The organism is Limnobaculum xujianqingii (assembly GCF_013394855.1).
GTDB classification, from domain to species: Bacteria; Pseudomonadota; Gammaproteobacteria; order Enterobacterales; family Enterobacteriaceae; genus Limnobaculum; species Limnobaculum xujianqingii.
In genome coordinates this window covers 114,458-128,830 of record NZ_JABMLK010000002.1, presented here as the reverse complement: position 1 = coordinate 128,830, position 14,373 = coordinate 114,458, and the positions used below count along the sequence as shown (strand labels likewise).

General features: G+C 43.4%; 15 protein-coding genes. 4 read left to right on the top strand and 11 right to left on the bottom strand.

The window, feature by feature from the left end:
* Positions 1 to 84: 84 nt before the first annotated feature.
* Positions 85 to 702: a helix-turn-helix domain-containing protein gene (locus GOL65_RS14525; RefSeq protein WP_140920321.1), complete on the top strand. Its 618-nt coding sequence runs from the start codon at positions 85 to 87 to the stop codon at positions 700 to 702.
* Between the two features lie 117 nt (positions 703 to 819).
* Positions 820 to 1,437, top strand: coding sequence for a helix-turn-helix domain-containing protein (locus GOL65_RS14520; RefSeq protein WP_140920322.1), 618 nt, complete (start codon positions 820 to 822; stop codon positions 1,435 to 1,437).
* A gap of 77 nt (positions 1,438 to 1,514) precedes the next feature.
* On the opposite strand, the gene GOL65_RS22455 is transcribed toward GOL65_RS14520, so the two are convergent.
* The 11 genes from GOL65_RS22455 to GOL65_RS14465 form a co-directional block, all read right to left on the bottom strand.
* A complete protein-coding gene (locus GOL65_RS22455; RefSeq protein WP_140920323.1) occupies positions 1,515 to 2,267 on the bottom strand; it encodes a C40 family peptidase in 753 nt (250 codons plus the stop codon).
* A gap of 350 nt (positions 2,268 to 2,617) precedes the next feature.
* Positions 2,618 to 3,220 carry a response regulator transcription factor gene (locus GOL65_RS14510; protein ID WP_140920324.1) on the bottom strand — a complete coding sequence of 201 codons (603 nt, stop codon included), beginning with the start codon at positions 3,218 to 3,220 and terminating at the stop codon, positions 2,618 to 2,620.
* A gap of 39 nt (positions 3,221 to 3,259) precedes the next feature.
* Positions 3,260 to 3,883 (bottom strand): LuxR C-terminal-related transcriptional regulator, encoded by a 624-nt coding sequence (locus GOL65_RS14505; RefSeq protein WP_179038427.1) that lies wholly within the window; start codon positions 3,881 to 3,883, stop codon positions 3,260 to 3,262.
* A 73-nt stretch (positions 3,884 to 3,956) separates the two neighbouring features.
* Positions 3,957 to 4,487, bottom strand: coding sequence for a fimbrial protein (locus GOL65_RS14500; RefSeq protein WP_140920326.1), 531 nt, complete (start codon positions 4,485 to 4,487; stop codon positions 3,957 to 3,959).
* 29 nt (positions 4,488 to 4,516) lie between these two features.
* Positions 4,517 to 5,008 (bottom strand): fimbrial protein, encoded by a 492-nt coding sequence (locus GOL65_RS14495; RefSeq protein WP_179038426.1) that lies wholly within the window; start codon positions 5,006 to 5,008, stop codon positions 4,517 to 4,519.
* A 65-nt stretch (positions 5,009 to 5,073) separates the two neighbouring features.
* A complete protein-coding gene (locus GOL65_RS14490) occupies positions 5,074 to 6,018 on the bottom strand; it encodes a fimbrial protein (RefSeq protein WP_140920328.1) in 945 nt (314 codons plus the stop codon).
* 11 nt (positions 6,019 to 6,029) lie between these two features.
* Complete coding sequence (locus GOL65_RS14485) at positions 6,030 to 8,651, bottom strand: fimbria/pilus outer membrane usher protein (protein WP_140920329.1); 2,622 nt, start codon at positions 8,649 to 8,651, stop codon at positions 6,030 to 6,032.
* 69 nt (positions 8,652 to 8,720) lie between these two features.
* The gene (locus tag GOL65_RS14480) at positions 8,721 to 9,407 is read right to left on the bottom strand and encodes a fimbrial biogenesis chaperone (RefSeq protein WP_140920330.1); all 687 of its coding nucleotides are present in this window, start codon (positions 9,405 to 9,407) and stop codon (positions 8,721 to 8,723) included.
* Between the two features lie 91 nt (positions 9,408 to 9,498).
* Positions 9,499 to 10,023, bottom strand: coding sequence for a fimbrial protein (locus tag GOL65_RS14475; RefSeq protein ID WP_140920331.1), 525 nt, complete (start codon positions 10,021 to 10,023; stop codon positions 9,499 to 9,501).
* Between the two features lie 484 nt (positions 10,024 to 10,507).
* Positions 10,508 to 11,056 carry a tyrosine-type DNA invertase gene (locus tag GOL65_RS14470; RefSeq protein WP_140920332.1) on the bottom strand — a complete coding sequence of 183 codons (549 nt, stop codon included), beginning with the start codon at positions 11,054 to 11,056 and terminating at the stop codon, positions 10,508 to 10,510.
* Between the two features lie 170 nt (positions 11,057 to 11,226).
* Complete coding sequence (locus GOL65_RS14465) at positions 11,227 to 12,129, bottom strand: LysR family transcriptional regulator (RefSeq protein ID WP_140920333.1); 903 nt, start codon at positions 12,127 to 12,129, stop codon at positions 11,227 to 11,229.
* 174 nt (positions 12,130 to 12,303) lie between these two features.
* Here GOL65_RS14465 and GOL65_RS14460 point away from each other — a divergent pair, with 174 nt between their 5' ends.
* Entirely contained in the window at positions 12,304 to 12,858 is a 555-nt protein-coding gene (locus tag GOL65_RS14460; protein ID WP_179038425.1) for a tyrosine-type DNA invertase, read from the top strand.
* Positions 12,859 to 13,204: 346 nt separating this feature from the next.
* Positions 13,205 to 14,230 carry a DUF3829 domain-containing protein gene (locus GOL65_RS14455; protein ID WP_140920335.1) on the top strand — a complete coding sequence of 342 codons (1,026 nt, stop codon included), beginning with the start codon at positions 13,205 to 13,207 and terminating at the stop codon, positions 14,228 to 14,230.
* Positions 14,231 to 14,373 lie beyond the last annotated feature (143 nt).

The window sequence follows — 14,373 nt, the reverse complement described above, 5'->3', positions numbered from 1 at the left end:
TTCAATTAATTCATATTATAAAATATTTTCTTGTCATCAATTTTTTATTCTATAGTTAACTAAATCCTTGTGCAGGTATAGAAAATGTACACACCATCCAGCGAATTCAACACGCATATTCAAGTCCTGTTAGAGGCTTTTCTAAAAAGCGATAAGATTGAAGAGGTTACAATTAAAAAAGGGAGCAAATACCCCATTACTGATCGTGTTTTCTGTATTCAGAAAGGGGTATTTCCTGTCTATATGAATCGTGAAGATCGTTTATTGAGTTATGCTGAAGGCCCTACTATTTTTGGTTTGGCTTATCTTTATACCCCAACAATTGACCATTATATAAAGACCAATAAAACCAGTACCATATTGACTTTGTCCATCGAAGAAGCGCGCCGAATCATAAAAGAAGAAAATCTGTATGAGTCATTTATTTGTATACAGTCGCATAATGTAGGCTTACTTTTTGAAATGTACGAGAGAACCATCACTTCCAGTAACTATGCTTTTATTCGCGCTCTGCTTATCGATTTAGATCAGAGTAGCAATGCAGTAAAAGAGTCCGTGACAGTAGCCTCTTATATTATTAAACGTTCAGGACTATCTCGTAGTTATGTGATGTTGGTACTGTCAGAGCTAAGAAAAGGTGATTATATCCATATGGAAGATGGCAAATTGACTGGGATAACATCGTTACCGGAGAGATTCTAAATATCTGGTCAGGGAAATTGACTGTTATTTTGCAAAATCATTGGGCATAACCTGATGATCCTTCATTCTATTTTTATCCTATAATTAATAAGCCCCCTCCCCTTTAGGTACAAAATAATGCCTGAGATATTCCCTGGCTATACAAAACATCTTCAACTGGTAATGGACGCTTTTATCAAGAGCGATAAAACCCAAAAAGTAACCATTCCGAAAGGAAATAAATACCTGATAACTGATGATGTTTATTGTGTTCAGAAAGGATTTTTTTCTATTTATATGCATGAAGGTGAACGACTGCTGGCTTATTATGAGGGTCAGGCCATCTTTGGCCTGACTAATTATTATACTAACCCTATTTATTTTTATATTAAACCCAGCCAAACCAGCACCATATATACTTTGACCACAGAAGAAGCTCAAAGAGTTATCGCTGAGCAAAATTTATACCAGTCAATAAACTACATATTAGCTAATAATATGACCAAATTTTATCGTATGTATGAAAAAACAATTACCCCTAATAATTACGCCTTTATTCGCCTGTTGTTACAGGAGTTAAACTTAGCCAGTGACGAAGTAAAAGCCTCGGTAACGGTAGCTTCTTACATTATTAAACGCTCAGGATTATCACGCAGCTATGTAATGCTGGTACTGTCAGAATTAAGAAAAGGTGATTATATTCACATGGAAGATGGCAAGCTGAGGGGGATAACTTCATTGCCGGAGAGATTCTGAACGTTGGTTTTACCAATTGCCATTTTTGACAAAGATTAACCAGCCCCGGTAATGCAAGACATCAACGAGGCTATCGATTATCGTACTGCTGAAGGCAATAACACCCGACGAGCACCAATATAATGGTCCTGCCAGTAATCGTCATCTAATCGACTAATCTGAATATCTTTACCGGTACGTGGCGCCTGAATAAATTCACCATCTCCCAGATAAACACCTACGTGGTCCGCATAACCTTTGCTACGGCTATGGGTTCGAAAGAAGACTAAGTCACCACTGTGCAACTGCTGTTTCTCAACTTTTATCGCCTGATCGGCAGACATATGAAACATATTATTAGCGGTTCTTGGCAGAGTGGATTTCAGATGGTCCCGATAGGCATAATTAACTAAACCGCTGCAATCAAACCCGGTACGGGGCGACATACCACCGTAGCGATAAGGCTTGCCCAACTGCTTCATTAAGTTAGCGATCACTTCGCGCTTAGCGGTCACCATGGTGTTTTTCTGCACCGTCGATATTTGCGGGTGCATACCTTCAGTAATGCGTAACTCATCAACATTGCGCTGGCGGAATGGATTACTGCCCGCCAGAATTTCTTGTTGTTCATCAGATTGTTGATAAGCCTTATTGGCGTTATTTAATGAAACGCGTTTACGTTTACTGTTGCTTTTAATTACCACATGGGCTGCCAGCGGTGCTTTTTTGCTGACTTTATGATGATTAGCCGCATTGGCATTAAAAGAAAGGAATAGCATAAAAATGCAGATAATACCTCCAATGGAGGAACGAAACAGACTGTAGAGGGTGTTAGGTATAATTTGTGTCATAATTGTATGATTTGAATTTATATTTCTGTCTCAAAATGAAAAGGGGAAAAAGTTGAACCAGTCTATTCAGTTGAGCAGATTTTAAAACGCCTTTTTTGTAACTCAGGCACATATAAAAATGACAAGATATTTCAACGAGAAACAAGTTTGGCAAAAATGTGACATCCCTTAGGTCACTTGTTAAGTAAATTGCCTTTGCTATTACAACTCATACTGAAGTCTTATTAGTTTTCTCTGCTTATTCACTTTTTATGCAAAATACCCCATCAGTGCCTCGCTGATGGCATTTTCGGCTTTTGGACATTCAGAATGTACTTAAAAGCAAATACTCACTTTCAAAAAACAATTTACTAATGCAACGCCCCCACTCGGGCAAATAGTTCAACTTCATTTCTGACCCGCAGTTTACGCATCAGATGATATTTATGGGTACTGATAGTTTTAGCACTGCGGCATAGCTGCTCAGCTATCTGCACAATGCTATATCCTTGATACATCAGCTTTAGCACTCGTTGCTCTGCATCAGTAAGCGGTTCCACGGTCAAATCAATGCTGGCGACTGTCGATGACATGTAGAGCAGCGGGCTAATTACCAGCTCTCCGGATAACACGCTCTCAATTTGCTGACGCAATTGTGTTTCCGGCGTTTGCAACGCTAACATCGATATCAAAGGCTGTTTGCATAATTTATTAATCTGCTCATCAGACAATAAATTTGTAATAACTAACATTGGCTTATCACTACGTATCGACTGCAGCCACAATAACCAGTCCACGCCATCAATAGCCTCTTTTTCGTTATCCCGAATATCGCTTACCACCAGATCCGCTTCAACTAATCCGGGAGTACGAGCCATAACGCTAAAAGACTCTACCGCCTGAAAGATTATCTCTGGCATACAGGTATTGAGAATATGCAGTAGTCCATGGCGAACTAATGGGCAAGGGTGCATTACAATGCCTTTTTTTACCACCGGGGGTAATACTTTCCATTATATCAGTATCTCTCTGGCCATCATTCGTCCTCCTAATACCTGTAACTCACCGGGATTAGCCATATGTAACTTGTTCATCACCGATTTTTTTTGGGTGCTGATAGTGCGCACATCCCTGCCAGATAGCTGGGCAACGTCTCCCACACTCAACCCAGCCAGCAATGCCTGTGTAATATAACGTTCCTGAGGACTAAGAACCGCAGCTCTCCCTTTCTTGTTACGCAGCATAATGCTCTCAACAAACTCCTCCGGGCCGGCCGGCATACTGAACACTTCATTAACACCAAATCCGACTAATAAATCCTTCAGATAAGAGACGGTGTCAGATAAATAGGCTGCGATATGAATTTTCTGCTCACAGGTGGCGATGGTTGTCAGCTGTTGCAATAACACCAGAGTATCGGTGCCGCGACCAATATTAGTCAGCAGTAAAGTATCCGCCTCATGATGCTGACAGAGCGCATCGGCCAGTTTATCCGTATCGTGGATACGTATCAGTATCATATTGTTTTCTGGCAATGCCTGAAGCATTTGCTGAATACCAAACCAGGCCAGATCGCAAGGCTCCAGTACCAGAATGGTGTGAGCATAATTATCGGCATCTTTCTTTATTAACGACATCATCATGTTCCTGTTAAATCTTTCTGTACTCGCTGGCAGGAAACGCCTGACTCCTGCCAGCGGTATTAGTGCATTACTGATAAGTGAAATTAACCAACACGCTGCTGGATACCTGCCCTACGCCAGCCGTTCCCAAAGGGGTATACAACCGGGCTGCCAGCGGAAATGTCGCGCTACCAGCGTCAATGTTGACCGTCATGGTGCTGTTGTTGGACAAAATGACATTATGGTCAGCATCTTGCGCCAGCTGTACGGCCATATGGGTGGCCGCACTGGTTGCTGGTTCGGTATTGGCAAACAGCGTGTTATCGGTACCGTCCGGCGTACCGTTAAAAGTGACTGTGCTTTTGGTGGTACCTGCCGGGCAGTTGGTTAAGTTCAGGGTAAAGCTTTTCCAGTCGCCCGTATCATTCGCATTCTGGAATTTCGTTCTTCCCACTGAGCCAAGATTAACTTCCTGCCCGGCAGCAAGGATCGGGCTAACGGTACATGCTGAGGCCGTAACCCTGCCGCTAATATTGACATCGGTGGCATATGCTTTCGGCCCCGATAAAACAGCCAGGACTGAAAGCAGCATATTGAGAAGAAAAACGCGCTTTAACATAATGGCTCTCCCGCCAGTTAACTGAAGTATCAGTTATAGGTGAAATCCATTAATGCCACGGTCTTGATATTACCTACCGTAGCGCCGCCTGATGTGCTGTATGGGTGTGCCTGCAGGTCAAAAGTCGCCTTTCTGCTACCATCAACATTCACCGTCATGGTGCTGTTATTACCTTTATCGGCAGCGGTGCCTGAACGGTTTTGTACCTGAACCGATACGTTAGTGGCATAGCCGGTACCGCTAAATTTGGCGGTCACTGAGGTGGTACCGGCAGGGCAGTTACTCAAAGTCACATCAAAGGTTTTCCAGTCACCATATGTGTTGGCGCTACTAAGGGTTGCAGCAGTCACATCAGGCATAACCACGTTATAGGTCCCGCTGTTATCGATAGTACAGGCTGCTGCGGTCACCTTACCGGTAATATTAATGGTTACCGGATCGGCAAATGCGTTACTACTGATTAATCCACCAATAACCGCCAGAGTGATTAATCCTTTTTTATAATTAGATAAAGTCGACATAATAAATATCCTTATTTTTGAACGTGTAGTTTAGTAGGCCAATTAAATTAATTGGCCAGTTGTGTTTATTGATAAGTCAGATTGAGGGTTGCTGTAGCGTTAGCATCACCAGTGGTCACCGTACTTTTGGTCTGGAAATAGCGGGCGGTAAAAGATCCCGTCGGAAATTCCTGACCACCGGTGGAGGTTTTAAGCACAATATTGGTATTACGCTGCAATGGCGTGCTGCCATATAACAACTGAATACCAACGCCGGTGGCTATGCCAGCACTACCGGCACCGGTCAATTTGATAACGCTGGTGTTAGAGGTATCAGTATTTTGGTCGAAACTTAATGAGGCATTAATACGGGCGCCTGCATCACAGTTAAGGCCGATGGTAAAAGGTTTATCACCTTTGGTGGAGTTAACACCGGTAAAGCTACTTGCTAACACGGAATCTAAAGGAACATTAACATTCGGTGTTGTTATAGAGCATGCAACCTGTGTAACGCTTCCACCTGTAATACGATATTGCATTGCATCTCGTCCATCTCCATCTAAATAACTTCTTCCAAGCAATCCCAATTGAAAAGAACCTGATGTAATTGGACCTGTTTTAACTATTTTTATAATTCTGGGATATGGATATACATATGTAGTCGTATTATACGAATAGCTTGGTGGATTAGAATAATAGATTCCGGTGCTATTTGATATTGAAATACCTACCCCTGGTATATTAGTTGAATAGACGTTACTAATTCCTGTAAGGGATGAATTTGGATAGGAGAATAAATTATAAGCTCCCCCTGATTTGCTGGCGCAGTACCCTATATACTGGGAAGGATTGCCAGGATCGGTAATAGTGGCAATGATACTACCTACAGGCAAGTCTCGTTGTACTACATGGCTTCCTAAATTTATATTGGCGCTATATAAAGACATAAAAGTACAAGAAGCCCAAACTGATTGACCAGAGATGCTAAAGAAAATAAGCATCACTATTTTAATAATATATGTTTTTCTCATTCCATTGTTCCTCACTGGCACAGTCCATTAATATTCACAATGCCATTTTCATTCTGCGGCAGGTTATAGCTCACATGGCACTGTTCATCCGACTCACTGCCCCACTGCACTTTAAGCTGACCGCTCTCATCCAACCCGGTCAGATAGACCTGCCCGGCATCACCAACAATAAAGCCCTGCTCATTTTTAGCGGCTAAATCCACCACCATGGCACCAAATGGCACCGGCTGTCCGTTGGCTCTCAGTAATGTCATTAATACCCGACCACCCACGCTGGTCTGATAGCTGGCTTTGACGACCGCACCCCGGGTTGGCACCACGGTTTGAGTGGTAATCGCCACTTCGGTATCATCACCAAAGGTTTCGGTATTCAGCGTGACATCATTTTTACGGTACGGGCTGGCATACGGCACTACGGTGTAGCCACGGAAGTCGGTTTTCACCCCGGTCTGGCCCTGCACATTCACGCCCTGCGCGCCCGGCGCGGCAACCAACGTCACGGTTTCACCAAATGGCTGGCTCAGAGTGATGCCATCGCCATGAGCAATGATGCCACCCTGTAAACCGTAGTTCAGGCGCTGACTGTTATCGTCATAAGCATAACCGCCGGTCAGTTCACCGTAAGTGGCCCGCCAGTCGGCATTAACGTTGCCGCTGTTACCCTGCCCCTGTGAACCATAGCCCTGCTGAACGCTCCAGCTCAGGTTGTTGTCTTCCAGCAAGGTGCCACCCACGCTGACGTTATTGGTGGTATTACCATTTTTGCTGGTATTGAGCATGTAGTTGACATAGGTCGGATGTTTGTTATCAAACAAATTCAGCGGAATGCTGACGTTGAAAGCGAACAGTTGGTCGTTATCATAAATACGTTTGCCGTTGCTGTTGTCTGCACCATAATTGACATTAGAATTTCGGTTATAGGTATAGCTGAGGCCATAGCTGATACCGTTCCACGAGTTGTTATAGCTGGCACCGTAAGACTCCATCTTTTGTTCGGTATTCCAGTAATCCTCACGTACTGCACTTAATGCAATATTGCCGCCGCCCTGCCACAGATCCTGCGTCATGGTCAGCTCAGCGCGATTGCGCCGACGTTCCTGCACCCGATAGCTGCTGCCGCTGGTGTAGGTATCCAGTACTTCCTGCATGCCCCAGTAACCATCGGTGGCATAACGGTAACCGGCAATGGCGAAGTTAGTGCCGGTCTCAACAAAGTTTTTACTGTAGCGAATGCGCCATGACTGACCGCTTTCGCGGGTTTTATGATCCTGATTTGAAGCCGACCACGGTTGGTCATTTCTGCGCGACCAGGCCTGAGTCACATCCACCGATACGGCACCTAAATCACCCAGGTTTTTACCCACACCCACCGCAACCGACTGATATTTACTGCTGAACTGACCGCCACCATAGAGGGTAAATCCCGCTGGCAGGCCATACATGGCGGTGGCTTCTGTCAGCGGCGTTTGTTCGATACTTGAATCATAGGCGCGGTATACCCCGCTGGTGATGCTGTACTTCAGGCGACCTTCCCGCTGAAGAACCGGCAGTGCTGCATAAGGAACAATCAGCAATTGTTCGCTACCGTCAGACTCTTTAATGGTGACATGCAGGTCACCGGAACCGCCGGTAGGGTACATATCGGTAATTTCAAAACTGCCCGGCGATACATAGGTTTGATAGATCTCATAGCCGTTCTGGCGAATGGTGACCTGAGCATTAGTACGGGCAATACCGCGCACAATCGGCGCATAGCCCTTCAGACTGTCGGGTAACATGTCATCATCGGATGCCAGTTGCAGACCACGGAACGGAATACTGTCAAACACATCGGACGGCGCGGTACTGTCTCCCGCCGTCAGCTGGCTTTTAAGTGCGGTAATATCGCGCTGGGCATAGGTATACACCGTATCCCACTTATCTTTGGTTTCACTGTTGGCATCATCACTGGCTGAACGGCTCCAGGTGGTGTAGTTACGCAGCCGCCATCCACCAATATTGACCCCCGGACGCAGGTTAACGTACTGGCTGTTGCTGTCAGAGCCATTGCCGTCTTTAGCATAGTTATTGGCGCCGCTTACGCTATAGTTAAGCAAAATCGCCGGGATCCCCTGATCCCACTGTTTTGGATCCACCCAGCCGCGGGCGGAGTTGTTCACCGCTGACTGAGGTAGGCTCAGCAGCAGTAGTTGACGATCAAAGCGAAAATCGCTGCTGGCCTGAGGAATAGCGGTTAAGTCACCGCAGGCACTGCCCGGCGCACCAATTTCAGGATGCTTTTTGGTTAATACCCCCCAGCTCTCCAGATCGTCCACCGGAATACAGGGTTGTAAGCTCTCGTTGCCCTTCGCATCCTTAATCATGCGAAATTCAACGTTGCGGGTTTCCATTCTTTCATTATTGAGGTAGACATCCACCATATAGGTACCCGGTATCTGCCCCCCTTTGTTTTCAAACGCTGACAGGTCAACGGCCTTTTGCCCCTGCGTACCCAGCTCCAACAGAGCAGGGTTGAAGTAATCCTGTGCCTGAGCATCTATCATTGTTCCTGCTGGCAATACCAGTTGGGCAGCGACAAAACAGGCTATTTTGCTTAAACGCAGTCCTGTACTGCCACTTTTAGTATTCTTCATCCTTAATTGCTCCGTTGCCTGAGGAAAACTCTGCGGTTTCCCTTATTCCTTGTCGTAGGGTTAACTTATTTATTTTCCAGGAGAATGTTCGTCACCCACACCGCCGTAGTCGGAAATAATCTTCCAGGTTACGGAGCCGGATGCGCCTGCCGGTGCGGTAAAGGTGGCCTGACTCATCGGTGCCACATAGGTCACGTCTTTCACTTCACGCCCGCCCACTTTCACCTGATTAAAGTTCATGTAAAACGGTGTCGGGTTATTGACGGTCAGCTGGTTCCCCTGCTGGCTCCAGGTCAGTTTGTTAGTCACATCCTCAGGTACACTCTTCAGATCCTGTGGGCGATAAATCAGCTTAATGCGGGTTTTCACTGCAATTTGCAGGGTATTCGCCGCACCGTTTTTGCTACCAGCCGGAATTGATTTCACGTTAAGCCAGTAAAGTGACTCGCGATCTTCCGGCAGGTTGCCGCCGGTGCGTACAATGCGCAGCACGTTCTGCTGGTTCCCTTCCAGACGAAATAGCGGAGGGGTAATAATGAAAGGGGCTTTCTCAGCGCCACTGGTTTGGGTTTCTGCCCAGGACTGAATGAGATAAGGGTTGGTATCCGTATTACTGACGCTTAGTGAAGCCTCTTTTTTGCCACCGTTATAAATCACGCGGGTACCACCCACGGTAACGCCACCTGTTTCGGCCGCCTGAACCAGCGTACCGCTCAATAACAGCGGGATAAAAAGGGCTTTAAACCAGATATTCATAAAAACGCAATGCTCCAAAAAAGGCAGACCAGCCAAAGCTGGCCTGTTAGAAAGAACTTCCCATTCCAGAAGAACGGGAAGCCACAACGGATTAGTTGTAAACGACAGTGAAGTTACTGGTAGAGTTTGCCGGACCTGCAGTTACCGTGGCGGCAGTAGCATAGTAACGGGCAACGAAGTCGAGGCTGTTATCACCCGTCTTCAGCGGATAAGATGAAGATGCGGTGTATAACGGAACAACGATGTTTTTGCTGTCAGTTAACTGAATGCCCACGTTAGTTGCCACGCCGGTTTCCTGAGTCAGGGCCAGAATGGTATTCACGTTAGCATCAGCAGTACCGTCAAACTTCACTACTGCAGAAGTTGCGGTAGCCGGGCAGTTTTTCAGAGCGATAGTAAATTTGGTTGGTGCTGCAACATCACCAGCGGCTTTGAACGATTTGCTGGATACAGTACCCAGCGTCACGGTCAGTGGGTTGCTCATGTCGTTAACGATGGTGCAGGCATCATCGGTAATCGAACCAACAAAGTTGATTTTACTGTCAGCAGCAAATGCAGAAACAGCAGACATTGAAACAGTAGCAACCAGAGCAGCAACAATCAGATTCTTTTTCATTTAACTCTTCCTTTATATTAAGATGCAAGCATCTATTTGATAAATATGCATTTATATGCATATATTCCTTGGTTTGTCTGGTTAACAAATGAGCAACTAACTGGTCATTATGCTCCAAATTGACTGGTTTGGTGTTTGTCGCTGGATTAGCCTGATGAGTTAGTGATTCTCTGTTTTTTTTGACTGTATTTTTAAGGGCAGACAGTTTTTTATTTCAATTTCATTTTTAACAAAGTCACTAGCTAATATTTTCTCTTTGTTAAAAAGATGAAAATATTAAGTGGGTAAACAGAATGGGTTATTGGCTGAAACAGATACAATGAATTGATTTATAACTGATAAATATATTTCTACATTTAGATAAATAGCGGAGATTGACAAGAAAATTATTAGTAATTAATATTGCGTTCAGTTTGGAACAATTTGTCCAGAGCGTTACAAACGCTTACACACCTTCCGAGTTAGTATTCTCCTTTTAAGTTAATTACCAGGCCCGCAGAAATCGCTGAGCATTTGTGGCGGTATAAAGTACCGTATGCTGAATATTACGGTGCCCCAAATAATCCTGTATTAACCGCGTATCCATACCTTTATCTGCCAGGGCATAACCACAGGCATGCCGCAGCATATGCGGGTGTGCATTCACATCCAACCCTGCCCGGCGACCACAGTCACGCAAAATCTCATAAATTCGTTGGCGTGAAAGTCGATTGCCCTTCTGCGATAAAAACAGCCACTCTTTAGCCGTATAGCGATGCCGGGCGCGTACATTTAACCAGGCAGATAATGCATCACGTTCAAGTTCATACAGGGGGTGAATGGTAGAAAGCCCGTTCTTTAATCGCCGGATAAATATTCGGTTATGGGCTAAATCAATATCTGAAAGACGCCAGCTGTTAATTTCACTGACTCGACAGCCGTGGATAAAACACATTCGGATTAAACAATAATCCCTTTCCGGATTAGAACCCTGTCGGGATACATCTAACAGGCGTTCAATCTCACTGGCAGTAAGATATTTGCGGTTTGTCATAGAGACCTCTTCAATAAAAACAGTATGAGCGCGTAAATATCCTTATTTATATCAATAGATAATCATACCTCATTTACAGGCATGACCTTGTTCCGTACTCATTAAGTATATACTGGAGATGATTAAATGCATTTGAACTTTTCAAATGAAGAAGAATTCAAATATAAAATTTATTTTAAATCAGAGAAAAATTTAATTATTTTCTTTAACATCAAATTGTTTTTTTCTGAATGATGAATATATGCATACATCGCGACAAAATCATTAATAAAAAAATCATATTCAACTGTACGTAAATTAAACCTTTTACAAGCCCAGGGCGCGAAGACCGTAGGAACTACAGTAACAAGTTCTCTGGTAGAAACCTGAAGCAGCACAGTAACCATAGAGGAAGAACGGAAACGTTTAATCAGGAGAGAACCATCCTCATACTGGAATATTGGTAACTCTTTGCCAAATTTTTCACCTGCAGAAATTAAACCTAACAACGATTCCTGCTTATATTGCTCCAATGTTATTCGTTGCTTAATTCGCGGATGATCTTTTTTACATACCATTACCCAGCCACAGTCAAAAAGCAGGTAACTAAGAAGCGATTTATCTTTGGGCAATCCAACGCCAATATCAATATCAATTTGCTTTCTACGTAAATGTTCTACGCGCATATCAGGATCTCGGGGAATTGAAATAATATCCCAGTTACTTCCATCACAAAAACTCGGTTCATCAAGAAATTTATCCGCAAGAAATAGATCTAACAAAGGTATGGTCGCAATGCGCAATTTTGGTGAAGTGGCTACCTGTAAGGTACTATTTTTTAGTTTGTCTGCCTCATCAAGCAGGTTTAATGCTGGTCGATAAAACTTATATAACTCCAACGCTAATGCGGTCGGCTGCATACCATTTCCCTGTCTGAAAAAAAGAACATTATTATGGTAGCTTCGCAACTTATTTAGTCCGGTGCTTATAGCAGATATATTCATCTTCAGGCTTTCCGCTGCGGCAGAAACTGAACCACTATCAATAATCTCATAAAGAATACGGGCAAGATTTAGATCCAATTTTGATTGCATACTTATTCCGGCAAGAAAAAACACATATTTAAATCATAGTCCATTGTTTAAAAAACGCTTTCTTATTTCCAGAAAGTGAGTTTCCGCCATAGAGGATACCCTTAGCCCAGTTCCCCCTGTAAATTGCAACTCGTTCCCGGTTCACATGTAAGAACCCTTAATGAGAGTGAAAAAATGTCACAGAGAAAATACCTGAGTGCTAACGAAGTCGAAGCCATGATTAACGCCGTTCCTAAGGGCACCAATTATTATCGCGATCGTTGTTTAATTATGATGTGTTATTTCCACGGATTACGGGCCAGTGAATTATGTCGCCTGAGAATTACCGATATTCAAGGAGAACATATTTTTATTTCTCGTCTGAAAAGAGGGTTATCCACCACTCATCCTTTACAAAAATGCGAGCAGGAAGCCATTAGTCTGTGGTTAAAACAGCGTAAAGCATGGCTTAACAGTGATACCCAATGGCTGTTTTTATCCCAACATGGCAACCCGCTATCCCGCCAGCAGTTTTATGAATTAATCAAAAAATATGGTATGGCAGCAAAGCTGGATATTAAGGCGCATCCCCATATGTTACGTCATGCCTGTGGCTTCTCTTTAGCGGATGCGGGAAAGGATACGCGTCTGATTCAGGATTATCTTGGTCACCGCAATATTCAACATACTGTGCTTTATACTGCGACGAATAGCGCCCGATTTAACAGTATTAAATTCAATGTAGATTGATACATCATATTTCCAACATGATATATCTATTTACCCCTAATAATTAACTAACACCAAACAAAAAAACACTAACAGGATGGCTGATGTAACAAGATTATATTACCAACCGATAATAACCATAAAAGTATTGGATCACAGACAATAACAAACCTATCCCGGCCGGATAAAAAACAGATATAAATCAATAAATAAAAATCACAAACACGCCATAATCCTGAAAAATCATAAAATTCAGCATTTACTTAATCTCCCAAAATAATTACCATAAAACGCATTGATTTAAATGGAAAATACTAAATAATTCATTCTTGAATAATTTAGTGCTGGTAACTTATAAGGGAATATAATGAAAAAGATAGGTAAAGCATTACTATTTGGTACGCTGGTTTTTAATACTGCATTACTGGCAGGTTGTGATGACAAACCAGAAGCACCTAAAGCCTCACCTGGCGCTCCAACCACTCAAAATTCAACATCCGCTAAAAAATCGTCTGCACCAGAAGCCAATAAATCAGAAGCTAAAAAACCTGCCATCAGCGATGAAAAGGCAGCTTATAAGCTATCTGAAAAAGTCTCTTATTATGTAAAAGCCACCAATGCTTATGGTGGTGGGGTTCTTGACGGTACATCATCCTGGCCTGACAAAGAGAAAAAGGTCAAAGCCGGTATTGAGAAAAAGGATTATCGCGTTATCGAATCCTGGCTCTATTTCAGCTCTCGTCCTTACAGCAGCTTAAGCAATAACCTGAAAAAAGCGCTGAAGGTTACTGAAGTGAATATTGACAATATTGACCCTAAAGCTGAAGCCATTGTGGCCTCTATCGACAAGCTGCTTCCGGTATGGGAAGAGCTTGAGAAGTACAACAAAATGAAGAAGTATGAAGATGACAATGGCGCTAAAGGTAAAGAGCTGATGGAGGTCTTCACCCCTGGTTTTAATCAGGTGAATGAACAATACAAAGCGCTGGAAGCTGAAATTCGCGTTGCCAGTGAAGAGATGAAACAGAAACGCATTGAAAATTATAAAAAAGAAGGTCGTCTGCTGGAGCTGTATACCGAAGAGTCTCTGGAGCTAGCCCGTTCTATCGTGGGACAATTCTCCACCCTTAAAGATTATAAAGATAAAGCTAAAATTGATCAGGCAAACAAGTATCTGGCAGAGCTGGAAGAAAAATTAGAGCTGCAAACTGCTGAATACAACAAAGCAAAAGAAGAAGGTAAAAAAGTCGACTCAGGCTACTCTCGCGTTAACGACCGTCTGGTTAAATTTGTCGGTACCTATCGCGATGCCAGAAAGAAACCGGGCTCTTATGCTAATAATCTGGTGAAAGACTTTAACAGCGCGATTGATACTTATAACAGTATTCGTTAATAAGAACCTTGTAATAACATCGCAGAAAATTTAGCGTTTAAAAATTTCTGTTCAACTAACCCCGTTTACTTAAGATGACTTGAGTAAGCGGGGTTTTTATTATTAAAGCCTGTCTTACCCTTCAGATTGTGTAATTCCCTGTG

Excerpts from the sequence above, each read along its gene's own strand:
- GOL65_RS14525 (WP_140920321.1), top strand. The coding sequence starts at position 85 with ATGTACACACCATCCAGCGAATTCAACACGCATATTCAAGTCCTGTTA.
- GOL65_RS14520 (WP_140920322.1), top strand. The coding sequence starts at position 820 with ATGCCTGAGATATTCCCTGGCTATACAAAACATCTTCAACTGGTAATG.
- GOL65_RS22455 (WP_140920323.1), bottom strand. The coding sequence starts at position 2,267 with ATGACACAAATTATACCTAACACCCTCTACAGTCTGTTTCGTTCCTCC.
- GOL65_RS14510 (WP_140920324.1), bottom strand. The coding sequence starts at position 3,220 with ATGCACCCTTGCCCATTAGTTCGCCATGGACTACTGCATATTCTCAAT.
- GOL65_RS14505 (WP_179038427.1), bottom strand. The coding sequence starts at position 3,883 with ATGTCGTTAATAAAGAAAGATGCCGATAATTATGCTCACACCATTCTG.
- GOL65_RS14500 (WP_140920326.1), bottom strand. The coding sequence starts at position 4,487 with ATGTTAAAGCGCGTTTTTCTTCTCAATATGCTGCTTTCAGTCCTGGCT.
- GOL65_RS14495 (WP_179038426.1), bottom strand. The coding sequence starts at position 5,008 with ATGTCGACTTTATCTAATTATAAAAAAGGATTAATCACTCTGGCGGTT.
- GOL65_RS14490 (WP_140920328.1), bottom strand. The coding sequence starts at position 6,018 with ATGAGAAAAACATATATTATTAAAATAGTGATGCTTATTTTCTTTAGC.
- GOL65_RS14485 (WP_140920329.1), bottom strand. The coding sequence starts at position 8,651 with ATGAAGAATACTAAAAGTGGCAGTACAGGACTGCGTTTAAGCAAAATA.
- GOL65_RS14480 (WP_140920330.1), bottom strand. The coding sequence starts at position 9,407 with ATGAATATCTGGTTTAAAGCCCTTTTTATCCCGCTGTTATTGAGCGGT.
- GOL65_RS14475 (WP_140920331.1), bottom strand. The coding sequence starts at position 10,023 with ATGAAAAAGAATCTGATTGTTGCTGCTCTGGTTGCTACTGTTTCAATG.
- GOL65_RS14470 (WP_140920332.1), bottom strand. The coding sequence starts at position 11,056 with ATGACAAACCGCAAATATCTTACTGCCAGTGAGATTGAACGCCTGTTA.
- GOL65_RS14465 (WP_140920333.1), bottom strand. The coding sequence starts at position 12,129 with ATGCAATCAAAATTGGATCTAAATCTTGCCCGTATTCTTTATGAGATT.
- GOL65_RS14460 (WP_179038425.1), top strand. The coding sequence starts at position 12,304 with ATGTCACAGAGAAAATACCTGAGTGCTAACGAAGTCGAAGCCATGATT.
- GOL65_RS14455 (WP_140920335.1), top strand. The coding sequence starts at position 13,205 with ATGAAAAAGATAGGTAAAGCATTACTATTTGGTACGCTGGTTTTTAAT.